The sequence below is a fragment of the Parazoarcus communis genome (assembly GCF_003111645.1).
GTDB lineage: Bacteria > Pseudomonadota > Gammaproteobacteria > Burkholderiales > Rhodocyclaceae > Parazoarcus > Parazoarcus communis_A.
The window spans coordinates 2,101,507-2,115,578 of sequence record NZ_CP022187.1; the positions used below are offsets into that span (position 1 = coordinate 2,101,507).

The 14,072-nt window shown below is 64.3% G+C and carries 12 protein-coding genes; 6 read left to right on the top strand and 6 right to left on the bottom strand.

Annotation, left to right across the window (positions count from 1 at the left end):
• Window positions 1-87: 87 nt before the first annotated feature.
• On the bottom strand, window positions 88-1,887 hold the full coding sequence (locus CEW83_RS09570) for a PQQ-dependent methanol/ethanol family dehydrogenase (protein ID WP_108949134.1): 1,800 nt from the start codon (window positions 1,885-1,887) through the stop codon (window positions 88-90).
• Between the two features lie 314 nt (window positions 1,888-2,201).
• Between CEW83_RS09570 and CEW83_RS09575 the strand changes: the two genes are divergently transcribed.
• The 4 genes from CEW83_RS09575 to CEW83_RS09590 are packed head-to-tail and all read left to right on the top strand — an operon-like array spanning window position 2,202 to window position 6,043.
• Window positions 2,202-2,984 (top strand): quinoprotein dehydrogenase-associated SoxYZ-like carrier, encoded by a 783-nt coding sequence (locus tag CEW83_RS09575; RefSeq protein ID WP_108949135.1) that lies wholly within the window; start codon window positions 2,202-2,204, stop codon window positions 2,982-2,984.
• Window positions 2,981-3,955 (top strand): quinoprotein relay system zinc metallohydrolase 1, encoded by a 975-nt coding sequence (locus CEW83_RS09580; protein ID WP_108949136.1) that lies wholly within the window; start codon window positions 2,981-2,983, stop codon window positions 3,953-3,955. Before CEW83_RS09575 ends, CEW83_RS09580 begins: the two co-directional genes overlap by 4 nt.
• Before the next feature lie 43 nt (window positions 3,956-3,998).
• Complete coding sequence (locus CEW83_RS09585; protein WP_108949137.1) at window positions 3,999-5,402, top strand: histidine kinase; 1,404 nt, start codon at window positions 3,999-4,001, stop codon at window positions 5,400-5,402.
• Window positions 5,399-6,043 carry a response regulator transcription factor gene (locus CEW83_RS09590; protein ID WP_108949138.1) on the top strand — a complete coding sequence of 215 codons (645 nt, stop codon included), beginning with the start codon at window positions 5,399-5,401 and terminating at the stop codon, window positions 6,041-6,043. The genes CEW83_RS09585 and CEW83_RS09590 overlap by 4 nt, the downstream gene beginning before the upstream one ends.
• Window positions 6,044-6,054: 11 nt before the next feature.
• Here CEW83_RS09590 and CEW83_RS09595 read toward each other — a convergent pair whose 3' ends face one another.
• The 4 genes from CEW83_RS09595 to CEW83_RS09610 form a co-directional block, all read right to left on the bottom strand.
• Complete coding sequence (locus CEW83_RS09595) at window positions 6,055-7,329, bottom strand: TRAP transporter large permease (RefSeq protein WP_108949139.1); 1,275 nt, start codon at window positions 7,327-7,329, stop codon at window positions 6,055-6,057.
• 50 nt (window positions 7,330-7,379) lie between these two features.
• Complete coding sequence (locus tag CEW83_RS09600; RefSeq protein ID WP_108949140.1) at window positions 7,380-7,877, bottom strand: TRAP transporter small permease; 498 nt, start codon at window positions 7,875-7,877, stop codon at window positions 7,380-7,382.
• 101 nt (window positions 7,878-7,978) lie between these two features.
• A complete protein-coding gene (locus CEW83_RS09605; RefSeq protein WP_108949141.1) occupies window positions 7,979-8,965 on the bottom strand; it encodes a TRAP transporter substrate-binding protein in 987 nt (328 codons plus the stop codon).
• 589 nt (window positions 8,966-9,554) lie between these two features.
• On the bottom strand, window positions 9,555-9,767 hold the full coding sequence (locus tag CEW83_RS09610; RefSeq protein WP_199915257.1) for a hypothetical protein: 213 nt from the start codon (window positions 9,765-9,767) through the stop codon (window positions 9,555-9,557).
• Window positions 9,768-10,057: 290 nt separating this feature from the next.
• On the opposite strand from CEW83_RS09610, the gene CEW83_RS21365 reads away from it, so the two are divergent.
• The gene (locus CEW83_RS21365) at window positions 10,058-10,474 is read left to right on the top strand and encodes an iron-containing alcohol dehydrogenase (RefSeq protein ID WP_234419047.1); all 417 of its coding nucleotides are present in this window, start codon (window positions 10,058-10,060) and stop codon (window positions 10,472-10,474) included.
• Between the two features lie 64 nt (window positions 10,475-10,538).
• Here CEW83_RS21365 and CEW83_RS09620 read toward each other — a convergent pair whose 3' ends face one another.
• Window positions 10,539-11,228 carry a DUF3334 family protein gene (locus tag CEW83_RS09620; protein ID WP_108949143.1) on the bottom strand — a complete coding sequence of 230 codons (690 nt, stop codon included), beginning with the start codon at window positions 11,226-11,228 and terminating at the stop codon, window positions 10,539-10,541.
• 429 nt (window positions 11,229-11,657) lie between these two features.
• Between CEW83_RS09620 and CEW83_RS09625 the strand changes: the two genes are divergently transcribed.
• Window positions 11,658-13,895 carry an NADP-dependent isocitrate dehydrogenase gene (locus CEW83_RS09625; protein ID WP_108949144.1) on the top strand — a complete coding sequence of 746 codons (2,238 nt, stop codon included), beginning with the start codon at window positions 11,658-11,660 and terminating at the stop codon, window positions 13,893-13,895.
• Window positions 13,896-14,072: the final 177 nt, after the last annotated feature.

A 14,072-nucleotide genomic window follows, 5' to 3' on the forward strand; every position in this document is an offset into this window, starting at 1 on the left:
AAACGGCGCACGAGCCACCCGCGCCAGGGCACGGAAGCCGCCACCGCCCGCGTGCTGCCCGGTCATGCGGACCGGGCAGCATTCACATCAGGACTTGTGCAGCTTGAACACCCACACCGAGCCACCCTGCTCAAGCGTGTTGATGCGGCGGGCAACATCGCCCCCCCACAGCGGCACCGCACCGCCCCAGCCGGAAACGACGGCGATGTACTGCTCGCCATTCTCTTCCCAGGTCACCGGGGGCGCGATCACGCCGGAGCCGGTCTGGAACTGCCACACTTCCTCACCCGTCGTGGCGTTGATCGCCTTCAGGTAACCCTCCGGCGTACCGTAGAACACGAGGTTGCCTGCGGTGGTCATCACGCCACCCCACAGCGGTGCGCTGTTCTTGACCTCCCACACGATCTTTCCGGACACCGGATCGACTGCGCGCAGCGAACCGATGTAATCCTCGTACAGCGGCTTGATGGTAAAACCGGCGCCCAGATAGGCTGCGCCGCGCTTGTACGACACCGGCTCGTTCCAGATGTCCATGCCCCACTCGTTGGCCGGCACGTAGAAGAGACCGGTCTTCGGGCTGAAAGCCATCGGCATCTGGTTCTTGCCACCGAGGAAGGACGGTGCGGCGAACACCACCTCACCCTTCTGACCATCGCCCCCCCCTTCGGTGAAGGGGTTGCCCGGACGCTTGTCGTCGTTGTACATCGGACGGCCGGTCTTGAGGTCGTAACCCTTTGCCCAGTCGATGCGGCTCACGAAGGGGAAGGCATTGATCAGCTTGCCGTTGGTGCGGTCATTGACGAGGAAGAAGCCGTTCCGGTCGGCCTTGCCACCGGCCTTCACCATCTTGCCGGTCTTCGGATCGTTGTATTCGAAGGAGATGAATTCGTTCACCCCGTCGAAGTCCCAGCCGTCATGCGGCGTACCCTGGAAGTGCCACACGATCTTGCCGGTATCGGGATTGATCGCGATCGTGGAGGACGAATACAGGTTGTCGCCCGGACGCAGCCAGCTGTTCCACGGTGAGGGGTTGCCGGTGCCGATGTAGATCAGGTCGGTATCCGGATCATAGTAGGCCGCCTGCCAGGGAGCCGCGCCGCCCGTCTTCCACAGGTCGCCGGGCCAGGTTGCGTTGGTCTTGCCGGAGATGCCGTTGTCGCTCGGCTTGCCGTCCTTGTCGAACTTCTGCCCCATGTGACCTTCGACCGTCGGTCGGGTCCAGATCAGCTTGCCGGTCTTCGCATCGCGTGCATCAACGCGGCCGACTACGCCGAACTCGCCGCCCGAGTTGCCGGTGATGACCATGCCCTTGACGATCTGCGGCGCAGCGGTAAAGGAGTAGCCCGCCTTGTAGTCCTCGATTGTCTCGCGCCACACCACCTTGCCGGTGTCCTTGTCCAGCGCCACGAGCTTGGCGTCGAGCGTGCCGAAGATCACCAGGTTGTCGTAGATCGCGGCGCCGCGGTTGATCACGTCACAGCACGGCATGATGCCGTCGGGCAGACGGGCCTCGTACTTCCACAGCTTCTCGCCGGTCTTGGCATCGAGCGCAAACAGACGGCTGTAGGAAGCCGTTACGTACATCTTGCCGTCGAAGATGAGGGGCTGGGATTGCTGACCGCGCTGCTTCTCGCCACCGAAGGAGAACGACCAGGCCGGAACGAGATCCTTCACCGTTTCCGTATTGACCTGCGTCAGCGGGCTGTAGCGCTGACCCTTGGTACCCAGACCGTGAGTGACCACCTGGGTGGTGATCGTGGCGTCGTTGACGATGTCGTCATTGGTGACTTCTTTCGCGGTGGCCTGCGTCGCTCCCAGCACCAGCAGCGCGCCGGCAATGACGCTCAGCCGGCGTGGTGCGGCAGACATCCTTGATCTTGTACTCATCGTTTTCCTCCTTGGTCTCTCGGTATTTGTCTCAGGCAAGCTCCTGCGGATCGTGCAGACACCGCAGACCTCCTGCCCTCCCTGTCTGCAAGCGTCATGCCATCCCGCAAGCACTGGCCCTTCGGTTTCACCCGGTGCCAGCGCCTGTATCAAATCAAGGCAAGTGCTCCAGAATGGAACACGAAACAACACATGGAACACCCGTAAAGCGAGCGAGTCCCGCGTCGGGCCTGCGGGGCAAGGCGACTGGCACAGGCATTGCATGTAGACGCGCAAGAACGGCGCGGCACGAACCGCGCCTCAGAGGAGACACAATGCGTCTGATCACACTGATCGCCGGCGCGGCCCTGGCATTCGCCCTGGCGCCGCTTGCGTTCGCAGCAGCTGAAAGCCCCGCGCAGGACCCGCTCGGCTCCTCGCGCTGGGGCGACATGAAGCGCGAGTTCTTTCGCGACGAACGGGTCGTCTTCGATGAGCGCGTGAAGGTGTCCGCGCCCGCCACCGCAGAGGACGCCATGAACGTGCCGGTCAAGGTCGATGCCAGCGCGCTCGCAGGGGTCGAGGAAGTGCTCGTCTTCGCCGACTTCAACCCCATCGTGAAGGCGCTCAGCTTTGAACCCGGACGGGCACGCAGCGTCCTCGGCTTCCGCCTCAAGCTGCAGCAATCAACCCCGGTTCGCGCTGCAGCGCGCACGGCGGATGGCATCTGGCATGTCGGCGGCATCTGGGTCAATACCACCGGAGGCGGCTGCACCCTGCCCTCGACCGGCGCCGGATCGCCGGAGTGGGAACAGCGCCTGAACGAGGTCAGTGCACGCCTGTGGCCGCGAATCGATGGCGGCACCCGGTTGCGCCTGCAGGTGATCCATCCGATGGACACCGGACTGGCCCCGGGCATTCCGGTGTTTCACATCGATGAACTGGGCGTGCTGCTGGCCGGGGGCGAGCAGCTGATGATGATCCGTCCGGCCGAACCCGTTGCCGAGAATCCGCTGTTCACCATCGACATCCCGCCCGGCATCCTCGGCACCGGCGTGCTGAAGATCAACGGACGCGACAACAACGGCAACCGCATCGACGCAGAGGTGACGCAATGAGCAGGCGGCACACCGCAAGCCGTGGCCCGAAGCTGATCGCAGCCCTCGCGCTCGGCCTGCAGGCCCTGCTGTTCTCCCCCTCCGCCCTCACCGCTTCCTTCGACTACGAACTCGCGCCGCGCGAGATTGCCGACGGCGTCTACGTGCTGGTCGGCCTCAAGGAGGACTTCTCCTTCGACAATGGCGGCAACATCGTAAACACCGGCTTCATCGTCGGCCCCAGCGGCATCACCGTGATCGACACCGGCTCGTCAAAGCGCTACGGCGAGCAGCTGCGCAACGCCATCGCCCGCATCAGCCCCTTGCCGATCGTGAAGGTGATCAACACCCACCATCATCCGGACCATTTCCTCGGCAATCAGGCCTTCCCTGCGGACACGCTGTCGGCCACCGCGGTGACCATGCAGGGGATCGGCGACGAAGGCCCGGCCTTTCTTGACAACATGTACCGCCTCAACGGCGACTGGATGCTCGAAACCGAGATCGCCGCGCCGCACGCCGCGCTCGCTGCGGGCCGGATCGACGCGGGGGGGCGCACACTCGAACTCATTGCCTTGAGCGGCCACACCCCGGCCGACCTTGCCGTGCTCGACATCGCCAGCGGCACCCTGTTCGCCTCCGACCTGGTGTTCAACGGCCGTGCGCCCACCACGCCGCATGCCAGCATCGACCAGTGGCTGAAGGCCCTGGATCAGCTGCAGCAGATCGACTTCCGCCACATCGTCCCCGGACACGGCGACCCTGCCACGGACAAGGCGCCCATCGAGCAGACCCGCCGCTACCTGCAGTGGCTGCAGCAGTCCATCCGCGAGGGCGCCGAACAGGGGCTGGACATGACCGAGATGCTGGCACGGCCGGTACCGGCCGAGTTCTCCGGCCTCGCCGAGGTGTCGCGCGAATACCTGCGCTCGGTGACCCATCTGTACCCGGCGGCGGAGCAGGCCGCCCTGAGCCGAGGCAGCCGCAGATGATCCGCCCTGAGCACCGCATGTCGACGACGGAGGCGCATCCGCGATGAAGACCGACACCGGCAGCACACCCCAGCGCCCGCAGCGGGGCGGTATCCGCATCAGCCTGCATGCGCGCCTCAGCCTGATCATCACCGCTCTGCTCGCGCTTGCACTGATGGCAGGCGCGGCCGTGTGGACGAGTGAAGCCCGCAATACCATCCATGAGGAAACCGAGGCGGCCAATCGCGTCGCAGCTCAGTGGCTCAGCGTGCTGGTCGCCGAAACCCGGCGCGACCCGCTGCAGGCCGAAACCAATCTGGTGTCCGCCCTGCACGAAATCGGCCGCATCCGCGCCCATGTGATCGAGGCGAGCACGGCCAGCGGCGAACTCGTCTATCGCTCGCCCGGCCCCACCTACAAGGCCGGGCGCAGCGCCCCGGAATGGTTTGCGGCACGCCTCACGCCCCAGCTGCCGCTGCGCCATTTCGCCACCGGAGAGCTGCAGCTGAGCCTGATCCCCGACCCGTCGCGCTCGGTGCTCGACGCATGGGACGACCTCCGTGGCCTGTCGGGCTGGTGCCTGGCCCTGCTCCTGCTGGCCTGGGTCGGCAGTCACGCCGCACTCAACCGTGCGCTGCAGCCGCTACGGGCGATTGACGACGCCTTCGCGCGGGGCGCCGCAGGTCATTTCGACCGCCGCCTTGCCGTGGGTGGTGTGCCCGAGCTCGATCGCCTGGCGCACAGCTACAACCTGCTGGCCGAACGGCTCGACCACAGCCTGGCCAACAACACCCGGCTCGAAGCGGACCAGCGTTTCGCACGCGCGCTGCAAAGCCATCTGGAAGAGGATCGCCGAGCCATCGCGCGCGAGCTGCATGATGAACTCGCGCAGGGCATCACCGCCGTGCGCGCCATCGCAGGCGCGATTCAGCAGCGCAGCGCCGACCAGCCCGGCATCCATGGCAGCGCCCAGGCCATCGTCTCCATGGCGGGTCAGATGCATGACGGGGTGCGCGCAATCCTGCAGCGCCTGCGCCCGCCCAGTCTCGGCCACGGCGGCGTCGACGAGGCAGTGAAGACCCTGTGCGAACAATGGTCTGCGCTGCATCCCGACATCCGCCTCAAGTGCAGCACCGAGACGCCGGGGCGCGAAGTCGACGATGCGCTGCAGCTCACGGTGCAGCGCCTGCTGCAGGAGGGGCTGACCAACGTGGTACGCCACGCCGGGGCCAGCGAGGTCGAGGTCGCGCTGCACTGCGCGGACAGCAGCATCGAGCTGCGCATCACCGACAACGGCTGCGGCCTCGGTGCGCCCTGCACTGACGACCGCCCGCGCTACGGCCTGACCGGCATGCAGGAACGCACGCTGGCACTCCGCGGCGAACTGCGCTTCGAGCCCGCGCCCCGGGGCGGGCTGAGCGTTTGCGCCACCCTGCCCCTGCACACCCCCACGGAGACCACGACATGACATCGCTGAACGGACTGCGCATCCTGCTCGCCGACGATCACGCCATCGTCCGCATGGGCTTCCGCCTGCTGATCGAAGGCGCCGGCGCCACCGTCGTCGCCGAAGCCAACAGCGGCGAAACCGCGCTGACCCTGCATGCCGAACACCGGCCCGACGCCCTGGTGATGGATGTATCGATGCCCGGCATGGGCGGGCTCGCCGCGCTCGACCGCCTGCTCGCCCATGACAGCGATGCCCGGGTACTGATGCTGTCGGCGCATGAGGACACCCAGATTCCGTCGCGTGCCCTGCAGGCCGGCGCCACCGGCTATCTCTCCAAGCGCGCAGATCCGGCCGAGCTGATCAGGGCGATCGCTGCGGTGGCGGGCGGTCAGCGCTATATCGACGCCGATCTCGCGCCCCGCCTCGCGCTCGCGTGCCTGGGCAACAGCAGCGACCCGGCGGACACGCTGACTGGCAAGGAATTCAGCGTATTCCTGCAGCTCGCCCGCGGGCACTCGGTGACCGAAGTCGCCGGCACGCTCAAGCTCAGCACCAGCACCGTCGGCACCCACCTGTATCACATCAAGCAGAAGCTCAACGCCGCAAATGCGGCCGAGCTGGCACTGATCGCGGTGCGCTCAGGCCTGGTGGAAGCCTGAGCGGAAGCGCCTCAGCGGTAGACCAGGTCGCGCAGGGCCAGGCTCAGCTGCGGCACATAGGTGATCAGCAGCAGGCAGGCGACGACCGTGCCGACAAAGGGCAGCAGGGGGCGGATCAGCCGCTCCAGCGGCACCCTGGCAATGGAGCCGGCAGCGAACAGGTTCACCCCGAACGGCGGGGTGATCATGCCCAGTGCCAGGTTGATCACCATGATGATCCCGAAGTGCACCGGATCGATGCCAAAGGCCACTGCCACCGGCAGCAGCAGCGGCGCCAGCACGACGATCGAGGCCGACGTCTCGATGAACATGCCGATCACGAACAGCGCCGCATTCACGCCCAGCAGAAAGCTGACCTTGTCGCTGAAGACCTGCGCCAGCCACTGGCCGAGCGCATCCGGCACGCCGGCGCGGTTGAGCAGAAAGCCGAACACGCCCGCATTGGCGATGATGAACATGATGGTCGCGGTCGACACCACCGAGCGATGCAGGGTGGCAGACAGCGTGGAAAAGCTGATGCGGCGGTAAATCAGCATGCCCACCACCACCGCGTACACCACCGCAACCACCGACGCCTCGGTCGGGGTGAAGATGCCGCCGTAGATGCCGCCCAGAATGATGGCCGGCATCAGCAGGGCCAACCACGCGCGCTTGAACGCCGGCCACAGTGCGAGCCGGCCCTCGCCGTCTTTGAGCCCCAGACCATTGCGACGGGCGTACAGCCACACGTAGGCCATCAGCGCACCGGCAATCAGGATGCCCGGCACCACGCCGGCAATGAACAGCTCGCCGGTGGAGGTGTCGGTGGAAACCGCAAACAGGATCATCGGAATCGAGGGCGGAATGATCACGCCCAGTTCGGCCGCGGTCGCCTGCAGCGAGGCAGCAAAGGGCGCGGGGTAGCCGTGGCGTACCATGGCCGGGATCAGGATCGCACCGACCGCAAACGTGGTGGCGACACTGGAGCCCGCGACGGCGGCGAAGATCATGCAGGTGAGGACACAGGCCATCGCCAGCCCGCCCTGCACGCCGCCAACCAGGCCCTTGGCGAACTCGACCATGCGTTCGGAGATGCCGCCGGCCTCCATCAGGTTGCCGGCCAGAATGAAGAAGGGAATCGCGACCAGCGGATACTTGTCGAGCGCGGCATAGAGTTGCTGTGCCACCACCAGCGAGGGCAGATTTGCCGCACTCACGCCTGCCATGGCCCCAAGGCCGATCGACACCGCAATCGGCACCGTCAGGCCGAAGAACACGAGCATCGAGACGATCATCAACTGGGACATGGTGGGGCTACCGCATTGTTCGTGAAAAGGTGGATCGGGTCGGGCGGGTGTCAGCCCTGTGCGTCGTTACGCAGGGCCGGGGTATCGGCGCTGTCGCCGAGCCGGGCCAGGACGGCGATCGCGGCCAGCGCGGCGCCAATCGGGATGGCGACGTAGACCCAGGAAATTGAAATGTCGAGACTGGGCACGGTCTGAAAGCGCACCCGCCAGGTCATCTGACCGCCGATCCAGGCAAGGAAGCCGAGGAAGCCGGCGCAGATCAGGCTCACCAGCAGGTCGAGCCAGCGCCGGTAGAACGTGCCGAGCAGATTGCGCAGCAACTCCACCCCCAGCATCATGCCCTGGCGAAAGGCCAGCGCGACGCCGAGCAGGACGGTCCAGATCAGCAGTGCGCGGGTGAGCACCTCGCTCCAGTCCGCCGGCGCTTCCAGTACGAAGCGTGCGATGACCTGCCAGAAGCCGGCTGCGACCGCAGCGACCAGAAACAGCTGGGCGAGGATGGACACACTCTTGAACAGGATGCGGTCCAGACGACGAATCAAAGTCATTTTGCTGCCCGGAAAAAACAATGTCGGCCCTCAGGCCGACAGATGCACGGGGCATGCGGCGGGCCCGCGGGGGCCTGCCACATGGGTCTTCCGCATGGGACTCAGCGGGTGTTCCTGATCGATTCGATCAGCGCCTTGTCGAACTTCTTGTAGTACTCGGGGTACACCGGCGCCATCGCGTCCTCGAAGGACTTGCGATCAACCTTGGTCACGATTTCCATGCCTTCGGCCTTGAGCTGCTCCACGCCTGTCTTCTCGACATTGTCGACGAAATCCCGCATGGCCTGCGAAGCCTTCCTGGCGGCTTCGAGGAATTGCTGCTTTTCGGCGTCCGACAGGCCTTCATAGACCGTCGGCGAAACCATGATCACCGTCGGCGCATAGACGTGGCCAGTCAGCGACAGGTGTTTCTGCAGCTGTGACAGCTTGGCCGAGGTGATGACCGACAGCGGATTCTCCTGGCCGTCGATGGTGCCCTGCTGCAGCGCCGTGGCCACTTCCGGCCAGGCCATCGGCGTCGGCAGGATGCCGATCTGGCGGAACGCGAGAATGTGGATCTGGTTCTCGGTGGTACGGATCTTCAGGCCCTTGGCATCGGCCGCGCTGGCTACCGGGCGCTTGCTGTTGGTGAGGTGCCGGAAACCCTGCTCACCCCAGGCCAGCGCAACCAGACCGCGCTTCGAGAACTCGGACAGCATGTCCTGACCGATCTTGCCGTCCAGCACCTTGCGTGCGTGCGTGAGATCGCGCATCAGGAAGGGAATGTCGAACACGCCGGTCTGCGGCACGAAGTTGAGCGTCGCACCGGTCGACAGGATGGCCGCGTCGATCGTACCCAGCTGCAGGCCTTCGATGACTTCGCGCTCACCGCCCAGTGCGCTGTTCGCAAACTGCTGGACCTTGAACTTGCCCTTGCTCGACGCCTCGAGCGACTTCGAGAACGCTTCGCCGCCGGCACCGTAGTGCGAACTGGCCGACAGCGCATACGCCATCTTCAGGGTGGTTTCCGCTGCTGCGGGCGCTGCGGCGCCGACACCGGCGATGGCGGTAAAGGCAGCAAGAATGGGAGCAAGCCAGGGTTTGCGCATCGAATTTCTCCGGGGAATTTCTGAAAACATGCCGATCAGATCGGCAAAAAAGCGGCTGCAATGCGAAGAGGATCAGGCTCCCTTCACCGCACGAAGCCGGCAATGCTACCCCGCACAAGACCTCGCTTCAAGAACGCATTGAAAAACAGGCCTGTACGCCACGCCCCAGGGGGCGCCACCGGAGCGGATCCGGAAATGCAAATGCCATTCTCAAAAACACCGGCCCAGGACCGTCGCGGCGAACCGCGCACGCAGCGTGCGGGCCGGCGAGGTCTGCACCCGCCCCCCGCCGTGGCCGCACGCCCAAAGCATTCTCCTGATCGATCACCTCCCGCCGGCGCATTACGCATAGTGGGCCCCAGCTTCACGATGGACTTGGCGTCGCGGGCGAAGCAGAGCCGCAAACGGCCACCGCCCTTTCCCTCACAGGAAGGCAACATGATCAGCTTGTACTACTCCCCCGCCGCAACCCGCTGAAGGTTGCCCTTTTTCCTTGAAGAAGCCGGACTCGAGTACGAAGTGCGCGGAAAAACGGCAGCTGCTCACGGTCGCCCTCGAGCAGGTACTGGCGGATCTCGGGGCGGATGGCCTAGACCAGATAGCGGATGTTCCCGATCACCGGATAGTTTCGCCGGACGGCCTGGCGTGTCTGCGCCAGATCGACGATGGCGACCACGCTCAGCGCACCGGACACAAGCGCGACCGGCCACGCCCATTCATGCTGCAGAAACGGCAGGCTGCCCAGTGCAAGCAACACGCAAAGCGCAAGAAATGCGTAACGACTGAGCAGCGACAGACTCATGAGGGCTCGCGTACAGGCTGATGCGGATGTCTGGAATATGGCGCCGACGGCCGTGGTCGACCGCAACCACCGACAAGGAAAGTTCTGTCCGGCGAGCCGGAGCCGCGCCCTTTCGGCCAAGCGCAACAGGTTCCGATGCGCGCACGATGATTGCGAGCGAATGCGGTTGCAGCCATCTCCGGACGCAGCCTTGCACTGCGTCAAGACGTCGGCAAGGCAAGGCGCGTAGGCTTGAATCAGAGCTTCTTCCGCTCTGTTTTTTCATTCTGTCCTTCATTCGGGGCAACATCATGACGACCAGCATCTTCTTCATCCCCAGCGTCAACCTGATGGGCAGCGGCTGTCTCAAGGACGCCGCGCTGGCCATACAGTCGCACGGCTGGAAAAAGGCGCTCGTCGTGACCGACGCGCCGTTGGTGCGCGCCGGTCTCGCAGGACGCGTCACCGAACTGCTCGGCGACGTGGCACGTGCGATGGGCTGCGACGTGCAGGGGCTCGATGCAGACGCTGCGGCCGTGCTCTGCCAGCAGGCCATCCGGGATCTGGCCGCCGACGTGGACATTCCGGCCGGGGTGGGACAACTCGGGGCCAAGGAGGCCGACATCCCGACCCTCGCCGCCAACGCAATGAAATACGCCTGCGGCCTCACCAATCCGGTTCAGCCGAGTTTTGAAGAGGTCTGCGCCATCTATCGCGCCGCCCTGTAAGCGAAAGCGCCGCGCCGCCGGGTCTGTAAGGCGGTGCGGCGCTCGGCTGCCCACGGGAACGACACTACATCCCGAGTGAATTCAGCAATTCATCGTGCTCGCTGGTGCCGGACACGGCTGGCGCAGGCCGCGCGGCCGTTGCGCCATGAACCTGATCCATCAGCGCGTCCGGGTCGGGCACTTCGCTGGCATCGAAGTCATTGAGCTTGATGAACTCGGTGCGGTCGATGGCCAGCTCAAGGTAGAAGATGTTGTTGCGACCGGTGAAGAAGGTGGCGCGCCGCGCCTCGGGCTTCTCCAGGTGGGTGTCCACGCTCAGGATGACCTGCTTGCTGAGCGCCATCATCTTGGGCTGATTCTGCGTAATGTGGGTCTGCAGCTCGCGCGCCACCTTGGCGGTGAAATCGCCCACGGACTGATTCATCAGCTCACCCATCACGTTGCTGACCTCGTCCGAGGTGTGGCTGGTAGTCAGCTCGTCCTTGGACATGCCCATGTTCAGCATGTACTGCTCGTACAGCTCCATCGCCGCCGGGGCGGAAAAATTGATGACAACCAGACCGGAAAAGCCGCCGTCGAACAGCACAAAGCAGCCGATATCGGGCTTGAGACAGGTTTTCGAGATCCGCTGCACCATGCCGGAGTAGCGGATCTGGCTCTGCGTGGTCACACTCAGGACCCGGCTCACCGAATCGCACAAGCTTCTGAGGATGTCTTCAGTGCCAAAGACAACGGGGTAGTTTTCGTTACTCATCGTTCTGCTGCCGCCTTGCCGAAGAAGTGTAGGCCAATATATAGCACGCTCTCGACCGATACCCACAGCCCTGATGCTGCCATTATGCAGACTGCGCCGCGGATCAGCGCAGACATCCTGCACGCATCATCGTGACCGGGAACCCACACGCCCTGCGCCGCCCGCTCGCATCCTCCCTCATTTGACCGCTGCCTCGCCGGCCGGCCCACTGTTCGGCCCGGCCGCGAGCTCGCATTCCTGCGACGCCGGGCCGGATGCCCCCTAAAACACTGAAAAATGGGGGCCCACATGCGCATGCCGGTTTCGATACGCGTGCGTGAGAGGCATAATATCGGGTAGTCGACTGCAGAAGCGTTGTCAGCCGTCGTCTGTGGCGACAGGGGGTCGCCATGGATTCATGGTCAAAAAATCAATATTGAGGGAAGCAATATGGTTGCAGGGAAATCGAAGATCATCTACACGCTCACGGACGAAGCGCCGATGCTGGCCACGTGTGCTTTCCTACCCATTATCCGGACCTTCACCGGCCCCGCAGGCATCGAGATCGCCAAGAGCGACATCTCGGTGTCGGCCCGCATCCTGTCTGAATTTTCCGACTATCTGACCGAAGAGCAGAAAGTGCCGAACGCGCTGGCCGAGCTCGCTCGCCTGACGCAGGAACCGGACACCAACATCATCAAGCTGCCCAACATCAGCGCCTCGGTGTCGCAGCTGAGCGCAGCAATCAAGGAGCTGCAGACGCGCGGCTTCAAGATTCCCGATTTCCCCGAAAATCCGAAGACCGACGAAGAAAAGGCGATCAAGGCACGTTACGGCAAGTGCCTCGGCTCGGCGGTAAACCCGGTGCTGCGTGAAGGCAACTCCGACCGTCGCGCCCCCGCTGCGGTCAAGAGCTACGCGCGCAAGAACCCGCATTCGATGCAGCCCTGGAGCCAGGCCTCGCGCACCCACGTGTCGCACATGAAGCACGGCGACTTCTATCACGGCGAAAAGTCCATGACCCTGGACCGCGCCCGTGACGTGAAGATGGAGCTGACGACCAAGAGCGGCAAGAACATCGTGCTCAAGCCGAAGATTTCGCTGCTCGACGGCGAGATCATCGACAGCATGTTCATGAGCAAGAAGGCACTGTGCGACTTCTACGAAGAGCAGATCGAAGATGCGCGCAAGACCGGCGTCCTGTTCTCGCTGCACGTGAAGGCGACGATGATGAAGGTCTCGCACCCCATCGTCTTCGGCCACTGCGTCCGCATCTACTACCGTGACGCTTTCGAGAAGCACGCCGCACTGTTCGAAGAGCTGGGCGTGAACGTGAACAACGGCATGGTCAATCTGTACGACAAGATTGCAACCCTGCCCGAGTCCAAGCGCGACGAAATCATCCGCGACCTGCACGCCTGCCACGAGCACCGCCCCGAACTGGCGATGGTCGATTCGGCCAAGGGCATCACCAACTTCCACTCGCCGAACGACATCATCGTCGACGCGTCGATGCCGGCGATGATCCGCTCCGGCGGCAAGATGTGGGGCACTGACGGCAAGCAGTACGACTGCAAGGCCGTGATGCCGGAATCCACCTTCGCCCGCATCTACCAGGAGATGATCAACTTCTGCAAGACCAACGGCAACTTCGACCCGACCACCATGGGCACCGTGCCCAACGTCGGTCTGATGGCGCAGCAGGCCGAAGAGTACGGCTCGCACGACAAGACGTTTGAGATTCAGGAAGCAGGCGTTGCCAACATCGTCGACCTCGAAACCGGCGAAGTGCTGCTGTCGCAGGACGTCGAAGAGGGCGACATCTGGCGCATGTGCCAGGTCAAGGACGCGCCGATCCGCGACTGGGTGAAGCTGGCCGTGACCCGTGCCCGCAACTCCGGCATGCCCGCGATCTTCTGGCTCGACCCCTATCGTCCGCACGAGAACGAGCTGATCAAGAAGGTCGAAAAGTACCTGAAGGATCACGACACCACCGGTCTGGACATCCAGCACATGTCGCAGGTCCGCGCCATGCGTTACACGCTGGAGCGCGTCGTCCGCGGTCTGGACACCATCTCGGTGACCGGCAACATCCTGCGCGACTACCTGACCGACCTGTTCCCGATCATGGAACTCGGCACCAGCGCCAAGATGCTCTCCATCGTTCCGCTGATGGCTGGCGGCGGCATGTACGAAACCGGCGCCGGCGGCTCCGCACCGAAGCACGTCAAGCAGCTGGTCGAAGAGAACCACCTGCGCTGGGATTCGCTGGGCGAATTCCTGGCACTGGCGGTGTCGCTCGAAGAGCTGGGCATCAAGACCGGCAACGACAAGGCCAAGGTGCTCGCCAAGACGCTCGACAGTGCGACCGGCAAGCTGCTCGACAACAACAAGTCGCCCTCGCCCCGTACCGGCGAACTCGACAACCGCGGCAGCCAGTTCTACCTCGCGATGTACTGGGCACAGGCACTGGCCGAGCAGAACGACAATGCCGAACTGAAGGCGCACTTTGGCCCGATCGCGAAATCGATGACCGAGAACGAACAGAAGATCATCGACGAGCTGAAGTCGGTTCAGGGTCAGCCGGTCGATATCGGCGGCTACTACCTCGCCGACTCCGACAAGTGCAAGGCGGTCATGCGCCCGAGCGCAACCCTCAACGAACTGTTGAAGGCTGCACGCGTGTAATGCAAGACACCGGACGCCGGGCAACCGGTGTCCGGCCAGCGGTAAATGCAGAGGGGCTGTGCGACGAGCACAGCCCCTTTTGTTTTCCTGGCTCCATCGACCTGCCCTGCCGGGGCGTTCGCACCGCTACCCCCTGCTCCCTGGCAGTCAGCTGCCTGACCGTGATCTCATGATTAT

Coding starts and splice junctions, on each gene's coding strand:
- CEW83_RS09575 (WP_108949135.1), top strand. CDS start 2,202: ATGCGTCTGATCACACTGATCGCCGGCGCGGCCCTGGCATTCGCCCTG.
- CEW83_RS09595 (WP_108949139.1), bottom strand. CDS start 7,329: ATGTCCCAGTTGATGATCGTCTCGATGCTCGTGTTCTTCGGCCTGACG.
- CEW83_RS09600 (WP_108949140.1), bottom strand. CDS start 7,877: ATGACTTTGATTCGTCGTCTGGACCGCATCCTGTTCAAGAGTGTGTCC.
- CEW83_RS09580 (WP_108949136.1), top strand. CDS start 2,981: ATGAGCAGGCGGCACACCGCAAGCCGTGGCCCGAAGCTGATCGCAGCC.
- CEW83_RS09590 (WP_108949138.1), top strand. CDS start 5,399: ATGACATCGCTGAACGGACTGCGCATCCTGCTCGCCGACGATCACGCC.
- CEW83_RS09620 (WP_108949143.1), bottom strand. CDS start 11,228: ATGAGTAACGAAAACTACCCCGTTGTCTTTGGCACTGAAGACATCCTC.
- CEW83_RS09605 (WP_108949141.1), bottom strand. CDS start 8,965: ATGCGCAAACCCTGGCTTGCTCCCATTCTTGCTGCCTTTACCGCCATC.
- CEW83_RS21365 (WP_234419047.1), top strand. CDS start 10,058: ATGACGACCAGCATCTTCTTCATCCCCAGCGTCAACCTGATGGGCAGC.
- CEW83_RS09570 (WP_108949134.1), bottom strand. CDS start 1,887: ATGAGTACAAGATCAAGGATGTCTGCCGCACCACGCCGGCTGAGCGTC.
- CEW83_RS09610 (WP_199915257.1), bottom strand. CDS start 9,767: ATGAGTCTGTCGCTGCTCAGTCGTTACGCATTTCTTGCGCTTTGCGTG.
- CEW83_RS09585 (WP_108949137.1), top strand. CDS start 3,999: ATGAAGACCGACACCGGCAGCACACCCCAGCGCCCGCAGCGGGGCGGT.
- CEW83_RS09625 (WP_108949144.1), top strand. CDS start 11,658: ATGGTTGCAGGGAAATCGAAGATCATCTACACGCTCACGGACGAAGCG.